This is a genomic window from Streptomyces rubradiris (assembly GCF_016860525.1).
Taxonomy (GTDB): domain Bacteria; phylum Actinomycetota; class Actinomycetes; order Streptomycetales; family Streptomycetaceae; genus Streptomyces; species Streptomyces rubradiris.
The window spans coordinates 2,546,608-2,560,744 of the sequence record NZ_BNEA01000015.1 but is presented as its reverse complement, the minus strand read 5'-3'; the positions used below and the strand labels follow the sequence as shown (position 1 = coordinate 2,560,744).

At 73.8% G+C, this 14,137-nt stretch carries 14 protein-coding genes; 10 read left to right on the top strand and 4 right to left on the bottom strand.

What is annotated here, in order from left to right; genetic code table 11:
* Nucleotides 1-93 precede the first annotated feature (93 nt).
* A complete protein-coding gene (locus Srubr_RS24410; RefSeq protein ID WP_189998405.1) occupies nucleotides 94-1,071 on the top strand; it encodes a helix-turn-helix transcriptional regulator in 978 nt (325 codons plus the stop codon).
* A 94-nt stretch (nucleotides 1,072-1,165) separates the two neighbouring features.
* Here Srubr_RS24410 and Srubr_RS24405 read toward each other — a convergent pair whose 3' ends face one another.
* Entirely contained in the window at nucleotides 1,166-1,792 is a 627-nt protein-coding gene (locus Srubr_RS24405) for a TetR family transcriptional regulator (protein WP_189998402.1), read from the bottom strand.
* 145 nt (nucleotides 1,793-1,937) lie between these two features.
* On the opposite strand from Srubr_RS24405, the gene Srubr_RS24400 reads away from it, so the two are divergent.
* The 3 genes from Srubr_RS24400 to Srubr_RS24390 all read left to right on the top strand — a co-directional run bounded on the left by Srubr_RS24400 (nucleotide 1,938) and on the right by Srubr_RS24390 (nucleotide 3,713).
* Complete coding sequence (locus Srubr_RS24400) at nucleotides 1,938-2,102, top strand: hypothetical protein (RefSeq protein WP_189998400.1); 165 nt, start codon at nucleotides 1,938-1,940, stop codon at nucleotides 2,100-2,102.
* A gap of 31 nt (nucleotides 2,103-2,133) precedes the next feature.
* Entirely contained in the window at nucleotides 2,134-2,415 is a 282-nt protein-coding gene (locus tag Srubr_RS24395) for a DUF4190 domain-containing protein (protein ID WP_189998397.1), read from the top strand.
* A 128-nt stretch (nucleotides 2,416-2,543) separates the two neighbouring features.
* Nucleotides 2,544-3,713: a cysteine desulfurase family protein gene (locus tag Srubr_RS24390; RefSeq protein WP_189998395.1), complete on the top strand. Its 1,170-nt coding sequence runs from the start codon at nucleotides 2,544-2,546 to the stop codon at nucleotides 3,711-3,713.
* Nucleotides 3,714-3,784: 71 nt separating this feature from the next.
* Here Srubr_RS24390 and Srubr_RS24385 read toward each other — a convergent pair whose 3' ends face one another.
* Nucleotides 3,785-4,501 carry an N-acetylmuramoyl-L-alanine amidase gene (locus Srubr_RS24385; protein ID WP_189998393.1) on the bottom strand — a complete coding sequence of 239 codons (717 nt, stop codon included), beginning with the start codon at nucleotides 4,499-4,501 and terminating at the stop codon, nucleotides 3,785-3,787.
* Nucleotides 4,502-4,583: 82 nt separating this feature from the next.
* Here Srubr_RS24385 and mnmA point away from each other — a divergent pair, with 82 nt between their 5' ends.
* Entirely contained in the window at nucleotides 4,584-5,717 is a 1,134-nt protein-coding gene (gene mnmA, locus Srubr_RS24380; protein ID WP_189998391.1) for a tRNA 2-thiouridine(34) synthase MnmA, read from the top strand.
* Between the two features lie 83 nt (nucleotides 5,718-5,800).
* Here the strand turns inward: mnmA and Srubr_RS24375 are convergent, their stop codons facing one another.
* Together Srubr_RS24375 and Srubr_RS24370 are read right to left on the bottom strand one after the other, a co-directional pair.
* Complete coding sequence (locus Srubr_RS24375; RefSeq protein ID WP_189998389.1) at nucleotides 5,801-6,583, bottom strand: alpha/beta fold hydrolase; 783 nt, start codon at nucleotides 6,581-6,583, stop codon at nucleotides 5,801-5,803.
* Nucleotides 6,584-6,646: 63 nt separating this feature from the next.
* Nucleotides 6,647-6,970, bottom strand: a complete 324-nt coding sequence (locus tag Srubr_RS24370; RefSeq protein WP_189998387.1) for a DUF427 domain-containing protein — start codon at nucleotides 6,968-6,970, stop codon at nucleotides 6,647-6,649.
* A gap of 65 nt (nucleotides 6,971-7,035) precedes the next feature.
* Between Srubr_RS24370 and Srubr_RS24365 the strand changes: the two genes are divergently transcribed.
* The 5 genes from Srubr_RS24365 (at nucleotide 7,036) to Srubr_RS24345 (ending at nucleotide 14,096) form a co-directional block, all read left to right on the top strand.
* Nucleotides 7,036-7,575, top strand: a complete 540-nt coding sequence (locus Srubr_RS24365) for an LOG family protein (protein ID WP_189998385.1) — start codon at nucleotides 7,036-7,038, stop codon at nucleotides 7,573-7,575.
* A gap of 7 nt (nucleotides 7,576-7,582) precedes the next feature.
* A complete protein-coding gene (locus Srubr_RS24360; protein ID WP_189998383.1) occupies nucleotides 7,583-8,281 on the top strand; it encodes an SDR family oxidoreductase in 699 nt (232 codons plus the stop codon).
* Between the two features lie 82 nt (nucleotides 8,282-8,363).
* On the top strand, nucleotides 8,364-9,371 hold the full coding sequence (locus tag Srubr_RS24355; RefSeq protein ID WP_189998381.1) for a methionine synthase: 1,008 nt from the start codon (nucleotides 8,364-8,366) through the stop codon (nucleotides 9,369-9,371).
* A gap of 14 nt (nucleotides 9,372-9,385) precedes the next feature.
* Nucleotides 9,386-11,581 (top strand): NAD-dependent DNA ligase LigA, encoded by a 2,196-nt coding sequence (ligA, locus tag Srubr_RS24350; protein ID WP_189998486.1) that lies wholly within the window; start codon nucleotides 9,386-9,388, stop codon nucleotides 11,579-11,581.
* A 259-nt stretch (nucleotides 11,582-11,840) separates the two neighbouring features.
* The gene (locus Srubr_RS24345) at nucleotides 11,841-14,096 is read left to right on the top strand and encodes a putative bifunctional diguanylate cyclase/phosphodiesterase (RefSeq protein WP_189998379.1); all 2,256 of its coding nucleotides are present in this window, start codon (nucleotides 11,841-11,843) and stop codon (nucleotides 14,094-14,096) included.
* Nucleotides 14,097-14,137: the final 41 nt, after the last annotated feature.

Genomic DNA, 14,137 nt, shown 5'->3' with positions numbered 1-14,137 from the left:
CGCACCGGGGCGGCTCGGGAGTACGCTCCCGCCGAAACCTGACATCCGCCGTCAGGTTTGCCACGGTCACCCGCCCGGCGGCACCCTGGCGCGGTGAAGTCCGACCGGCTGCTGTCGATCCTGCTGCTCCTGCAGACCCGGGGCCGGGTGCCCGCGCCCGAACTCGCCGAGCGGCTGGAGGTGTCGGTCCGCACCATCTACCGGGACGTCGAGGCGCTGTCCGCCGCAGGGGTTCCGGTCTACGCCGAGCGCGGCCGGCACGGCGGCATCGGCCTCCTCGCCGGCTTCCGCACCGACGTCACCGGTCTGACCGCGGACGAGTCCCGGGCCCTGTTCGTGCTGGCCGCCCAAGGCGCGCACGCCGCGCTCGGCCTGGACGCGGCCCTCGCCTCGGCTCTGCGCAAGGTCATGGCCGCGCTGCCGGCGCCGCACCGCCCCGCCGCCGAGGTGACCAGCCGCCGGGTCCTGGTCGACGCCACCCGCTGGAAGAGCGGCCCGGAGCGGGCCGTCGACCTCGCGGTGCTCCAGGACGCGGTCTTCTCCGACCGGCGGCTGAGGCTGCGTTACCGGCACAGCGGGGAGCGGGAGGTGCGGACGTACACCGTCGATCCCTACGGTCTGGTGGCCAAGGCGGGCGTCTGGTACCTGGTCGCCGACCGGCGCGGCCGGCCCCGGCTGTTCCGGGCCGACCGGGTGCGCCGGGCGTGGCTGCTGGACGAGCCCGTACGGCGCCGGCCCGGCGTGGAACTCGCCGACGCGTGGGAGGAGTTGCGGCGGCGGGTGGAGGAGCGGGAGGCCGGGGTAGAGGTCACCGTGCGGGTCCGGCGCGAACTGGCCGACATGTTCCGGCGGATGGCAGCCGCCGAGCTGACGGCGGAGTTGGAGGACGACGGCGAGAGTCCGTGGGTCACCGCCCGGCTGGCCTACCCGGCGCTCCGGGCGGTACGCCAACTCCTCGTGTTCTCCGACCGGGTGGAGGTCCTGGACCCGCCCGAGGCGCGTGCGGAACTGGTGGCGGGGGCGCGGTCGGTGCTGGCGCTGTACGGGGAGGCGGGGACGGCGGAGGGCTGAGCGGGGCTGTGCCGGCGGGCGGGGGCGGGGTGAGCCGGGCTGCGCCGGCGGGCGGGGCCGGGAAGGACTGAACGGGGCTGGTGCCCGGGGCGGTTCAGTCCAGCCAGTGGGCGCGGCCGAGGGTGATGAGCCGCAGCTGGCGGGTGGCGAGCCGGGCCACCCGCTCCCGCTCGTCCTCGGGGGCCTCCAGCGCCTCCAGGAACAGCGAGGCGGTGACGAGCATCTGGTCGACGTAGAGGTGCGCGAGCATCAGCAGGTCGTCCTCGCTCCAGCCCTCGGCCTCCCGGTCCTTGGCCAGCTCGGCCCGGACCTCCTCGGCGAACCGGTGCAGCTGGGCCCGGATGGCCTCCCGCACGGGCTGCACGCCCCCGTGCCGTTCGCGGGCGATGAACCGGACGTGTGCGGGGTACTCGGCGACATGACGGGCGATCAGCTCGACGGCGCGCGCGATGCGTTCCTCACTGTCTCCCGTGGTGGACACCGTCGTCCGCACCATCGGATGCAGGCTGCCCAGCGCCTCGTCGACCAGGGCCACCCCGAGGTCGGCGGTCGAGCGGAAGTGCCGGTAGAAGGCGGTCGGGGCGACCCCGACGGCCCGGGTGACCTCACGCAGGCCCAGACTGCTCAGGCTCTGCTCCTCCAGCAGGGCGAGCGCCGCGTCGAGGAACGCCTGCCGGGTCTTCTGCTTCTGGGCCTGCCGGATGCCGAGGGTGTGACTCATGTCATCCAGTTAACAACTGTTCTCTGGAATTGGAAAGCCGTGAGAAGCGCTAGACTCAAAGTCAGTGAACAACTGTTACTACAACTGTTCACCCAAACTTCACACCGGCTGAACACGAGGCATATCGGAGGGGGGATTCCATCCCATGCTGTTCCTCGTCGCCGCGCTCATGCTGCTCGGAGTGGTGCTGGGCACCGTGGCCCACGTGCCGCCGGCCGTCAGCGCCGTCCTGGCCGCCGTCATCGCCGTCTGGCTCGGCGTCTTCGCGCTCCGCGAGCGCCACGGCCGCCGCCGCACGTCGTCCGACTGACCGTCGCGCAGTCTCCCGGGAGCTGAGCACCATGCACCTCACCGCACCGGCCGGCACCGGCCGCACCGACACGCGTCCGCGCACCCGGGACGCCGACGGCATGGCCGTCGCGTCCTTCATCCTCGGCCTCCTCGGCCTGCTCGTCCTCAACCTCCTTCTCGGCCCGATCGCCGTCGTCCTCGCCGTGGCCGCCCTCTGGCGCGGCACCGCCCGCCGGGGCCGGGCCTTCCTGGGCCTCACCCTCGGCATCGCCGACCTGGTGGTCCTGATCGTGTCGATGGAGGTCACGGGGACGGTGTCCTGGAGCCTGTGAGGAGCGGGCCCCCGCCCCGCCGGCCGAGCCGCGCGCCGAGTCCGCGCGCGCCGGAGCGGGGCGTGTCCCGGCCAACCCTCCTCGCGGGCCCGGCCCGGTCGCGGGGGAGCCGTAGAATCGGCCTCACCATGGCTTACCTCGACCACGCCGCGACCACCCCGATGCTCCCGGAGGCGGCAGAGGCGCTCACCGCCCAGCTGAGCATCACGGGCAACGCCTCCTCCCTCCACGCGTCCGGACGGCAAGCCCGCCGCACGGTCGAGGAAGCCCGCGAAACCCTCGCGGAAGCACTCGGCGCCCGCCCCAGCGAGGTCGTGTTCACCTCGGGCGGCACCGAGGCCGACAATCTCGCCGTCAAGGGCCTGTACTGGTCCCGCGTCGCCGCCGACCCGGCTCGTACCCGCGTCCTCGCCAGCCCCGTCGAGCACCACGCCGTCCTCGACGCCGTGCACTGGCTCGGCGAGCACGAGGGCGCCACCGTCGAGTACCTCCCCGTCGACGCTTATGGGCGCGTCCACCCCGAGGCGCTGCGCGAGGCCATCGCCCGCGACCCCGGCGACGTCGCCCTGGCCACCGTGATGTGGGCCAACAACGAGATCGGCACGATCATGCCTGTCCGCGAACTCGCCGACGTCGCCGCCGAGTTCGGTGTCCCTCTGCACGCCGACGCGGTCCAGGCCTTCGGGCAGGTCCCCGTCGACTTCGCCGCCTCCGGCCTCGCCGCCATGACCGTCTCCGGCCACAAGATCGGCGGCCCGTACGGCATCGGCGCCCTGCTGCTCGGCCGGGAGCACGCCCCCGTACCCGTCCTGCACGGCGGCGGCCAGGAGCGGCACGTCCGCTCCGGCACCCTCGACGTGCCCGCCGTCGCCTCCTTCGCCGTCGCCGGGCGGCTCGCCGCCGAGCGGCGGGAGCGGTTCGCGCGGGAGGTCGGCGGCCTGCGCGACCGGCTGGTCGACGCCGTGTGCGGCGCCGTACCGGACGCGATCCTCGGCGGCGACCCGGCGCCCGGGGGCCGGCTCCCCGCCAACGCGCACTTCACCTTCCCCGGCTGCGAGGGCGACTCCCTGCTGCTCCTGCTGGACGCCCAGGGCATCGAGTGCTCCACCGGCTCCGCCTGCACCGCGGGCGTCGCCCAGCCCAGCCACGTCCTCCTGGCCACCGGCACCGACCCGGACCTGGCCCGCGGCACCCTGCGCTTCTCCCTCGGCCACACCTCCACCGAGGCGGACGTCGAGGCCGTGGCCAAGGCGATCGGCCCGGCGGTGGAACGCGCCCGCGCGGCCGGCCTCACCTAGCCCGCCCGCGGGCCGCACTTACCTGGCCCGCCGCGCGGCCGGCCCCACCTGGCCCGCCCTCGCGGCCCAGCTCACCTCGCGGGCGGGGACGCCGGCGGGGACTCGGCGCGCTCGTCGCCGACCAGGCGTATGTACCGCTCCCAGTCCCACAGCCGCCCCGGGTCCGTGTGGTCCGTGCCCGGCACCTGGTGGTGCCCGATGATGTGCTCCCGGTCCACGGGGATGCCGTACCGCCCGCATATCGCGGCCGCCAGCCGGGCCGAGGCCGCGTACAGGGCGGCCGTGAAGGACGCCGGGTCCTCCACGAAACCCTCGTGCTCGATGCCGACGCTGCGTTCGTTGTACTGCCGGTTGCCCGCGTGGAAGGCCACGTCCAGCTCGCGGACGAGCTGGGTGATCCGCCCGTCCCGGCGCACGATGTAGTGCGCCGCCGCACCGTGCCCGGGGTCCTTGAAGGCCCGCACCGCCGACGCGTACCCGCCCTGGGTGACATGGACGACCACCCGGTCCACCGGATAGTCGGCCGGCCGGTCCGCCCGCCGGTAGTTCGCCGCCGAGGCCGCCACCCAGCGCGCGCCGGGGAAGTCCACCGCGCCCGCCGGCCGCGGCTTGTCCACCCCGGGCAGCCGCCACCACGACCGGGACAGCTCCTCGCGGGCCAGCAGCGCCGTGCCCACGGCCGCCGCGACCCCGCCGACCAGCAGGGCCCGCCGCCCCAGCCGCCGGTCCCCGTCACCCGCCGGAGGTCCCGTGCCCGCCCCCGCCGCCGAACCCGAAGTCGCCCCCATGTGACCGTCAACGGACAGCCGGCCGGCCGGGTTCCCGCACCCCCGCACGCTCGTTCTGGCGCCCCCGTACCCTGGAAGGGTTATGACTGACACCCCGCAGCGCACCCGCCCCCTCCGCGTCCTCGCCGCCATGTCCGGCGGAGTGGACTCCGCCGTCGCCGCCGCGCGTGCCGCGGAGGCCGGCCACGACGTCACCGGCGTCCACCTCGCGCTCTCCGCGAACCCGCAGTCCTTCCGAACCGGCGCGCGGGGCTGTTGCACCATCGAGGACTCGCGCGACGCCCGCCGCGCGGCCGACGTCATCGGCATCCCGTTCTACGTCTGGGACCTCGCCGACCGCTTCCGCGAGGACGTCGTGGAGGACTTCGTCGCCGAGTACGAGGCCGGCCGGACCCCGAACCCGTGCCTGCGCTGCAACGAGAAGATCAAGTTCGCGGCGCTGCTGGACAAGGCGCTGGCCCTCGGCTTCGACGCCGTGTGCACCGGCCACTACGCCAAGGTGATCGTGAAGGAGGACGGCACGCGCGAGCTGCACCGCGCCTCCGACATGGCCAAGGACCAGTCGTACGTCCTCGGCGTGCTGGACGACAAGCAGCTCGCGCACGCGATGTTCCCGCTCGGCGACACGGTCACCACCAAGGAGGAGATCCGCGCGGAGGCCGAGCGCCGGGGCCTGGCCGTGGCGAAGAAGCCCGACTCGCACGACATCTGCTTCATCGCCGACGGCGACACCCAGGGCTTCCTGGCCCGCCGCCTCGGCAAGGCCGAGGGCGACATCGTGGACGAGTCCGGCAGCAAGCTGGGCACCCACGAGGGCGCGTACGGCTTCACCATCGGCCAGCGCAAGGGCCTGAGGATCGGCACCCCGGCCCCGGACGGCAAGCCGCGCTACGTCCTGGACATCTCCCCGGTCACCAACACGGTCACCGTCGGCCCGGCCGAGGCCCTGGACGTCACCGCCCTCACCGCGATCAGGCCCCGCTGGTGCGGCACCGCCCCCGCCGGCCCCGGCACCTACACCGCCCAGCTGCGCGCGCACGGCGGCGAGACCGGGGTCACCGCCGAACTCGTGGCCGGCGAGCTGCGCGTCACCTTCACCGAGCCGGTCCGCGGCGTCGCGCCCGGCCAGGCGATCGTGCTCTACGACGGCACGCGCGTGGTGGGGTCGGCGACGATCGCGTCCACGACGCGCGCGACGGCGGCGACGGCGGTCTGAGCCACACGGGCCACCCCGCCCTTCCCGGCGGGGTCGCCACGCGTCCTTCCCGGCGGGGTCGCCACGCGTCCTTCCTGGCGGGGTCATCCCGCGAAGAACTCCGCCAGCACCGGCCCCAGCACATCCGGCTCCACCATGTGGGTCTGGCCCGGCAGGACCCGGTACGTGCCCCGCGGCACGGCCTCCGCGATCGCCTGGCCGGCCCGGTGCATCCACTCCGGGCCGGCGCCGCCCGCGAGCGCGAGGACGGGTACGGAAATCCGGGCGAGCAGGCCCCCAGGGAGCAGGCCGTCGGCCATGACCGCGTCGTCGTGGGCGAGGCTGGGCGCGAGGGTCTCCATACCGGCCCACATCGGGGACTGGCGGGCGCGCTGGATCATCTCCTCGCCGAGGCCGGTCTGGCGCAGGAACAGCTCCACCGCGTCCCCGCGCCGGCCCTCGGCCAGGGCCTCGGCCAGCCGCTCCTTGTAGGCCGCCTCGCGCGCGGCGCCGTCCGCCAGATGGTCGGCGTACGGCACCTCGTACACCGCCGCCCGGGTCGCCGGCACCCCGTCCGCCGCCGCGCGCAGTACCAGCGCGCCGCCCGAGGAGACCCCGAACAGCGCCGCGTCGCCGCCCACGGCGTCGACCAGCGCGGCCAGGTCCTCCACCTCGCGGTCGACCGCGTAGGGCGCCGTGTCGCCGCTCTCGCCGCGGCCCCGGCGGTCGTAGACGACGGCCGTGCAGCGCCGCGCGAGGCGCTCGGCCAGGGGCAGCACGGTGCCGCCGGTGGACATCGCGCCGCTCACCAGGATCACCGTGGGCCCGTGGCCGGTCACGTGGTATGCGAGGAAGGTGCCGTCGCGGGAAGTCGTCTTCTTGTCCATGGCCGTGCAGACTGCCGCACGGCCGCCCGCTCACCGGTCACGACACGGCGGTACCGGGGGTGGTCATGAGACCTCGGTGTCGTAGAAGCAGTAGTGGTCCTTGAGTTCCGCCACGCCGGGCTCGGGGTCGGGGTACGCCCAGACGAGGTCGGCCGCGTCCGGCAGCGACCAGTAGGACGCGGTGCCCTTGTAGGGGCAGACGGTGTGCGTGCCGGAGGGGGTCAGCAGATCGAGGCGTACGTCCTCGGCGGGGATGTAGTACCGCACCGGACAGCCCGTCTCGCGCAGTTCCAGCGGACGGTCGCTCTCCGCCAGGACCTGGCCGTCGCGCACCGCGCGCACGTGCCGCCCGCTCTTGTGGATCGTGATCGTGTGTCCATCGGTCATACCGGAACAGCACCGGACGGACCGCTCTTCTTCCCGCGCGGCGCGGGCACCGTACGGTATGAGCCATGAATATCTGCGTCTTCCTGTCCGCCGCCGACCTCGACGAGCGTTACACGCGTCCCGCGCGCGAGTTCGCGGAACTGCTCGGCAAGGCCGGTCACACCCTGGTCTGGGGCGGTTCCGACAGCGGTCTGATGAAGGTGGTCGCCGACGGTGTGCAGGAGGCGGGCGGCCGGCTGCTGGGCGTCTCCGTGGAGTTCCTGGCGAACAAGGCGCGGCCCGGCGCCGACGAGATGATCATCGCGGCCGACCTCGCCGAGCGCAAGAAGCTGCTGCTGGAGAAGGCCGACGCCGTGGTGATCATGGTGGGCGGCACCGGCACCCTGGACGAGGCCACGGAGATCCTGGAGCTGAAGAAGCACGGCCGCACCCACAAGCCGGTCGTGCTGCTCAACACGGCCGGGTTCTACGACGGCCTGCGCGAGCAGTTCCGCCGCATGGAGGCCGAGGGCTTCCTGCCCCGCCCGCTGGCCGAGCTGGTCTTCTTCGCCGACGAGCCCGCCGGGGCCCTGGCCTACCTGGAGGAGCAGGCCGCCGGGCACTGATGCGAGCATGGGCTCCATGGCTACTCATGTGATCACCGGGGCCGGTTCCGGCATCGGCGCGGCCGTGGCGCGCCGGCTGCACGCGCGCGGGGACGACATCGTGCTGCACGCGCGCGACGCGGCCCGCGCCAAGGAGCTGGCGGCGGCCTTCCCCGGCGCCCGTACCCTGGTCGGCGACCTCGCGGACCCGGACAAGCTCTCCTGGGCGTTCTCCCACCAGTCGCTCCCGGACCGGGTGGACTCCCTGCTGCACGTCGCCGGGGTCGTCGAGCTGGGCGGGGTCGGCGACCTCACCCCGAAGGCGTGGCACCACCAGCTGAACGTCAACCTGATCGCCCCGGCCGAGCTGACCCGGCACTTCCTGCCGCAGCTGCGGGCGGCCCGCGGCCACGTGGTCTTCGTCAACTCCGGGGCCGGGCTGAACGCCAGTGCCGGCTGGTCCGGGTACGCCGCCTCCAAGCACGGCCTGAAGGCCCTCGCCGACGCCCTGCGCCAGGAGGAGCACGCGAGCGGCGTCCGCGTCACCTCGGTCTACCCCGGCCGCACCGCCAGCCCCATGCAGGCCAAGGTGCACCAGCAGGAGGGCAAGGAGTACGACCCGGAGAAGTGGATCGACCCCGAGTCGGTCGCCACGACGATCCTGATGGCCCTGGACCTGCCGCGGGACGCCGAGGTCAACGACCTGACGGTGCGCCCGGGCCGCTGACCCGGGTCCCGGGCCCGTAGGCCCGCACCACTGGGCGCACCGGGCGTACCACTGGGCGTCCCGGGTTCCGTAGGCTTCCCTGGTGAGCGAAAACAGCCAGTTCAGGTTCCCGGGAGCCACCGGCGTCGGCTCCCTGCCCGGCACCGACGCGCGGGAGGCCGCCAAGACCGTCACCGGCAGCTTCGAGGACTTTCCGTTCCTCGCCGAGCTGCCCGCGCGCGGCCCCGGCGCCGACATGATCGGCCGGACCGCCGGGATGCTGGTCGAGCTGTACGCGCGCGTGGAGCCCAGCGGCTGGCGGATCGGGGACCGGCCGGGCCGGGACACCAGGCGGGCGCGGTCCTGGCTGGTGGAGGACCTGGACGCCCTGGAGGAGTTCACCCAGGGCTACGAGGGCGATCTGAAGGTGCAGGCCGTCGGGCCGTGGACGCTGGCCGCCGCGCTGGAGCTGAGGAACGGCGAGGCCGCCCTGTCGGACGCCGGTGCCTGCCGGGACCTCGCCGCCTCGCTCGCCGAGGGGCTGCGGCTGCACCTGGCCGAGGTGCGGCGGCGCGTCCCGGGCGCCCGGCTCGTGCTCCAGCTCGACGAGCCCTCCCTGACCGCCGTGCTGCGCGGACAGGTCCGCACCGCCAGCGGCTACCGCACCCACCGCGCCGTGGACCGGCAGGTCGTGGAGGCCACGCTGCGGGACGTCGTCGCGGCGGCCGGCGGCGGGCCGGTGACCGTGCACTCCTGCGCCCCGGACGTGCCGTTCGCGCTGCTGCGGCGGGCCGGCGCGGCAGCCGTCTCCTTCGACTTCGCGCTGCTCACCGAGCGTGACGACGAGCTGATCGGCGAGGCCGTCGAGGCGGGCACCCGGCTGTTCGCCGGTGTCGTGCCGGGCACGGACGGCCCGTTGTCAGACCCTGCCGGTAGCGTCATGGGTGTCAGGACGCTGTGGCGCAGGCTGGGGCTGCATCCGGGGTTGCTCGCGGAGGCGGTCACGGTGACCCCGGCGTGCGGTCTGGCGGGGGCGTCCCCCGCCTACGCGCGCCGGGCGCTCGCCCACTGCGTCCGGGCGGCGAGATCCCTCGCGGACAACCCTGAGTGACGGAGGACAACACGGTGGCCGGCGACAAGCAAGCGGAGACGACAGCGGTGCCCGCCGAGGCCCGCGAGACCCACGCGCGCCTGGCGGAGCAGGTCGAGGAGCACCGCTTCCGGTACTACGTGAAGGACGCTCCCGTCGTCAGCGACGCGGAGTTCGACCGGCTCCTGAAGTCCCTGGAGGACCTGGAGGAGCGCTATCCGGAGCTGCGCACCCCGGACTCGCCCACCCAGAAGGTCGCGGGGTCCTACGAGACGGAGTTCACCGCCGTCGAGCACCGCCAGCGGATGCTGTCGCTGGACAACACGTTCAACGACGAGGAACTGGCCGCCTGGGCCGACCGCATCGCGCGGGAACTGGGCGACCAGGCGTACCACTTCCTGTGCGAGCTGAAGGTGGACGGCCTCGCGGTCAACCTCACCTACGAGAAGGGCCGGCTGACCCGCGCGGCCACCCGCGGCGACGGCCGCACCGGCGAGGACATCACGCCGAACGTGCGCACCATCGCGGAGATCCCGGACCGCCTGGGCGGCGCGGAGGTGCCCGACCTGGTGGAGATCCGCGGCGAGGTCTACTTCCCGATGGAGAAGTTCCTCGAACTGAACGAACGCCTGGTCGCGGCCGGTGACAAGCCGTTCGCCAACCCCCGCAACGCCGCCGCCGGTTCACTGCGTCAGAAGGACCCGAGGGTCACCGCGACCCGCCCGCTGCACATGGTGGTGCACGGCATCGGCGCCCTGGAGGGCTTCACCGGCCTGACCCGGCTCTCCCAGGCGTACGACCTGCTGAAGACCTGGGGCCTGCCCACCTCGCCGCACAACCGCGTGGTCGACGGCCTGGACGGGGTGCGCGAGTTCATCGCGTACTACGGCGAGAACCGGCACTCCGTCGAGCACGAGATCGACGGTGTCGTGGTCAAGCTGGACGAGATCCGCCTCCAGGGGCGGCTCGGCTCCACCGCGCGGGCGCCGCGCTGGGCGATCGCCTACAAGTACGCGCCGGAGGAGGTCAACACCAAGCTGGTCGACATCAAGGTGGGCGTCGGCCGCACCGGCCGGGTCACTCCGTACGCCCAGGTGGAGCCGGTCACGGTGGCGGGCAGCGAGGTGGAGTTCGCCACCCTGCACAACCAGGAGGTCGTCAAGGCCAAGGGCGTCCTCATCGGGGACACCGTGGTGCTGCGCAAGGCCGGTGACGTCATCCCGGAGATCCTCGGCCCGGTGGTGGACCTGCGGGACGGCAGCGAGCGGGAGTTCGTGATGCCGGGCACGTGCCCGGAGTGCGGCACGCCGCTGCGGCCGATGAAGGAGGGCGACGTGGACCTGCGCTGCCCGAACGCCCGTACGTGTCCGGCCCAGTTGCGCGAGCGGGTGTCGTATCTGGCGGGCCGCGAGTGCCTGGACATCGAGCACTTCGGCGCGGTGGCCGCCGCCGCGCTGACCCGGCCGCTGGAGCCGGCCGACCCGCCGCTGGTGGACGAGGGCGACCTGTTCGACCTCACGGTGGAGAAGCTGCTGCCCATCAAGGCCCATGTGCTGGACCCGGACAGCGGACTGCCCAAGCGCGACCCCAAGACCGGTGAGGAGAAGGTCGTCACGGTCTTCGCCAACCAGAAGGGCGAGCCGAAGAAGAACACCCTCGCCCTGCTGGCGAACATCGAGGCGGCCAAGTCCCGTCCGCTGGCCCGCTTCCTGAACGGGCTGTCCATCCGGCACGTGGGGCCGGTCGCCGCGCAGGCCCTCGCGCGCGAGTTCCGCTCCGTCGACCGCATCGAGCAGGCGACCGAGGAGGAACTGGCGGCCACCGACGGCGTCGGCCCGATCATCGCCGCCGCGCTCAAGGAGTGGTTCGCCGAGGACTGGCACCGCGAGATCGTCCGCAAGTGGAAGGCCGCCGGGGTGCCGCTGGAGGACGAGGCGTCCGGCGAGGACGAGGGGCCGCGCCCGCTGGAGGGGCTCACGGTCGTCGTCACCGGCACGCTGGAGCACCACACCCGGGACGGAGCCAAGGAGGCACTGCAGAGCCGGGGCGCGAAGGTGACCGGTTCCGTTTCGAAAAAGACATCTTTCGTCGTTGTGGGTGACAACCCCGGATCGAAATATGACAAGGCCATGCAGCTGAAGGTTCCTGTTCTGAACGAGGACGGTTTCGGCGTCCTGTTGGAGCAGGGCCCGGAAGCGGCGGCCGAAGTCGCGCTTCCGACCGAGGAGTAGCGGTTGAAGGCCACCCGATCGGCGCATATCAGTTGCATACGGGTGGCCCGGGCGCATTCGGGCAACCGTCGGAGACCGCTGCCCGTGGAAGCCTTCCGCGGCCTACTGTTGAGGTGTGCGCCTGCCGTGCCCAGCTGCGGCTGGGGCACCCCCGTGCCCTCGACAGGCCCGGGGAGGGTTTCTTCGACGCGGAGCCGCTGATGGTTGACGGGCATCGGGCCGCGTGGCGTGGGCACCGCCGGCTGTGAGAGGGACGGGAATGGAACCGACCGAGAGCGCCGCCCCCAACGCACGGCTGCGCCCGCGCCGCCGCGCCGGGGCCTGGCGCGAGAACCGGTGGACCGGGTGGGCCGAGGGCCGTACGGGAGTGCGGCCACGCCCCGTCACCCCGCGCCCCGCCGGCCCGTGCGCGTCCCCCGAGCCCGCCGCCCCGCTGCCGCCGGCCGTCGAACCCGCCCCCGGCCTGGCCGGCGACGACACCGAACGGCACCCGTCCTGGCCGGCGCAGCCCGCCGCCGTCGTCGCCGCCGCGGGATTCGTCCTGGGCGCCGGGTTCTACCGCGCCTGCGTCGGCCACCACGCCCTCTTCCCGAACGGCACGGTCGGCTGGGCGCTGGCCCTGCTCACCGGCGTCATCGTCGGCCACCTCGTCATGCTGGGCCGCGCCCGCTGGTGGGGCGGCACCGGCTCGGGCGCCGCCCTCACCCTCGCCGTCCTGCTGCTGTACGGCTGGGTACCGGCCGGACTGGTCAGCCTCACCGTCGTCGTCCTGGTCGGCATCGCCCGCCGGCACCGCTGGCGCCAAGGGGTGCTGCACGGCGCGGTGGACATCCTCGGCATCGGCGCCGGCGCCCTGCTGCTCGGCGCGTTCGGCCGGGTCCCGAGCGTCGAGGACCCCTGGCGGCCCGACAACTGGAGCATCGCCACCGCCCCCGAGGTCGTCCTGGTCGCGGTCGCCTACCTGGCCGTCAGCCGCGGCCTGCTGTGGTACCTGAACGCGCCGCGCGACGGCGGGCTGCCCACCATCGCCCGCGCCGCCGTGGTCAGACAGGGCCTGGTCGCCGTCGCGCTGCTCGGCATCGCGCCACTGCTGTGCGTCGTCGCCGACGCCGAGCCGATCCTGCTGCCGCTCTTCGCCATCCCGCTCATCGCCCTGGACTCCACGCTGTGGATGGCCCGCGCCCGCGCCGAGGAGCAACTGCGCGACCCGCTGACCGGGCTGCCCAACCGCCAGTGGCTGCTGGACCGCATCTGGACCGCGCTGGACGACGCCGACCGCATCGGGGCGCGCGCCGCCCTCATGCTGATCGACCTCGACCGTTTCCGCTCGGTGAACGACACCCTCGGTCATCTGGCCGGTGACCGGCTGCTGCTCCAGATCGCCGACCGGCTGCGGCTCGCCCTGCCGCGCGGCGCCGAGGCCGCCCGGCTCGGCGGTGACGAGTTCGCCGTGTTACTCCCCGTCGCCGACTCCACCACGTCGGCGACGCGCGTCGCCCGCTCTCTCGTCACCGCCCTCAGCTCCCCGCTCGACCTGGACGGCCTCACCCTCGTCCTGGAGGCCAGCGCCGGTGTGGCCGTCTTCCCCGATCACGCCCTCGACGCCGAGGGAATGCTGCGCCGCGCCGATGTCGCCATGTACCAGGCGAAGCGGGACCGCACCGGCGTCGAGGTCTACGAGTCCAAGCGGGACTCCAACACACCTGACCGCCTCGGCCTCCTCGGCGATCTGCGCCGGGCCCTCGACGCGCACGAGGTCCAGCTGCACTACCAGCCCAAGGTCCGCTTCGACGGACAGGTGGCCGGTCTGGAGGCGCTGGTCCGCTGGGTCCACCCCGAGCGCGGCAAGGTGCCGCCGGACGAGTTCATAGCGATAGCCGAGTCCTCCGGGCTGATGCCCCACCTCACCGAGTACGTCCTGGAGACCGCGCTCGGCCAGGTCGCCCGGTGGCGCGCCCAGGGCCTGCGGGTCCCGGTCGCCGTCAACGTCTCCCCGCGCGACGTCCACACCCCCGGCTTCGCCGGCTCCGTCGCCGCCCGGCTGGCCCGGCACGGGGTCCCGGCCGGGGCGCTCCAACTGGAGATCACGGAACACGTGCTGCTGGAGGACCCGCAGCGGGCCGCCGACACTCTCGCCGGGCTCACCGGGCACGGCGTGAAGATGTCCCTGGACGACTTCGGCACCGGGTACTCGTCCCTGGTGCACCTGCGGCGGCTGCCGGTCAGCGAGCTGAAGATCGACCGTTCCTTCGTGGCCCGGCTCGCCGTCGACACCGAGGACGCCGAGATCGTCCGCTGCACGGTGGACCTGGCCCATTCGCTGGGCCTGCTGGTCGTCGCCGAGGGCGTGGAGGACGACGAGACCTGGGAGCGGCTGCGGGACCTGGGCTGTGACGCGGTGCAGGGCTGGCTGGTCGCCGCGGCGATGCCGCCCGACGAGACCACGGCCTGGCTGCGGGCCCGCGGCTCCCGGGGCTGGCAGCGCCCGACCCCGGCCCTGCCGGCCGCGGAGTAGCCCTCCCCCGGGCCCCGGCCCGAACGCGTGTCACCGTGGGG

Bases quoted from the DNA above. Each gene is read 5' to 3' on its own strand.
- Srubr_RS24405 (WP_189998402.1), bottom strand. From the start codon at position 1,792: ATGAGTCACACCCTCGGCATCCGGCAGGCCCAGAAGCAGAAGACCCGG.
- Srubr_RS24400 (WP_189998400.1), top strand. From the start codon at position 1,938: ATGCTGTTCCTCGTCGCCGCGCTCATGCTGCTCGGAGTGGTGCTGGGC.
- Srubr_RS24395 (WP_189998397.1), top strand. From the start codon at position 2,134: ATGCACCTCACCGCACCGGCCGGCACCGGCCGCACCGACACGCGTCCG.
- Srubr_RS24390 (WP_189998395.1), top strand. From the start codon at position 2,544: ATGGCTTACCTCGACCACGCCGCGACCACCCCGATGCTCCCGGAGGCG.
- Srubr_RS24385 (WP_189998393.1), bottom strand. From the start codon at position 4,501: ATGGGGGCGACTTCGGGTTCGGCGGCGGGGGCGGGCACGGGACCTCCG.
- mnmA (WP_189998391.1), top strand. From the start codon at position 4,584: ATGACTGACACCCCGCAGCGCACCCGCCCCCTCCGCGTCCTCGCCGCC.
- Srubr_RS24375 (WP_189998389.1), bottom strand. From the start codon at position 6,583: ATGGACAAGAAGACGACTTCCCGCGACGGCACCTTCCTCGCATACCAC.
- Srubr_RS24370 (WP_189998387.1), bottom strand. From the start codon at position 6,970: ATGACCGATGGACACACGATCACGATCCACAAGAGCGGGCGGCACGTG.
- Srubr_RS24365 (WP_189998385.1), top strand. From the start codon at position 7,036: ATGAATATCTGCGTCTTCCTGTCCGCCGCCGACCTCGACGAGCGTTAC.
- Srubr_RS24360 (WP_189998383.1), top strand. From the start codon at position 7,583: ATGGGCTCCATGGCTACTCATGTGATCACCGGGGCCGGTTCCGGCATC.
- Srubr_RS24345 (WP_189998379.1), top strand. From the start codon at position 11,841: ATGGAACCGACCGAGAGCGCCGCCCCCAACGCACGGCTGCGCCCGCGC.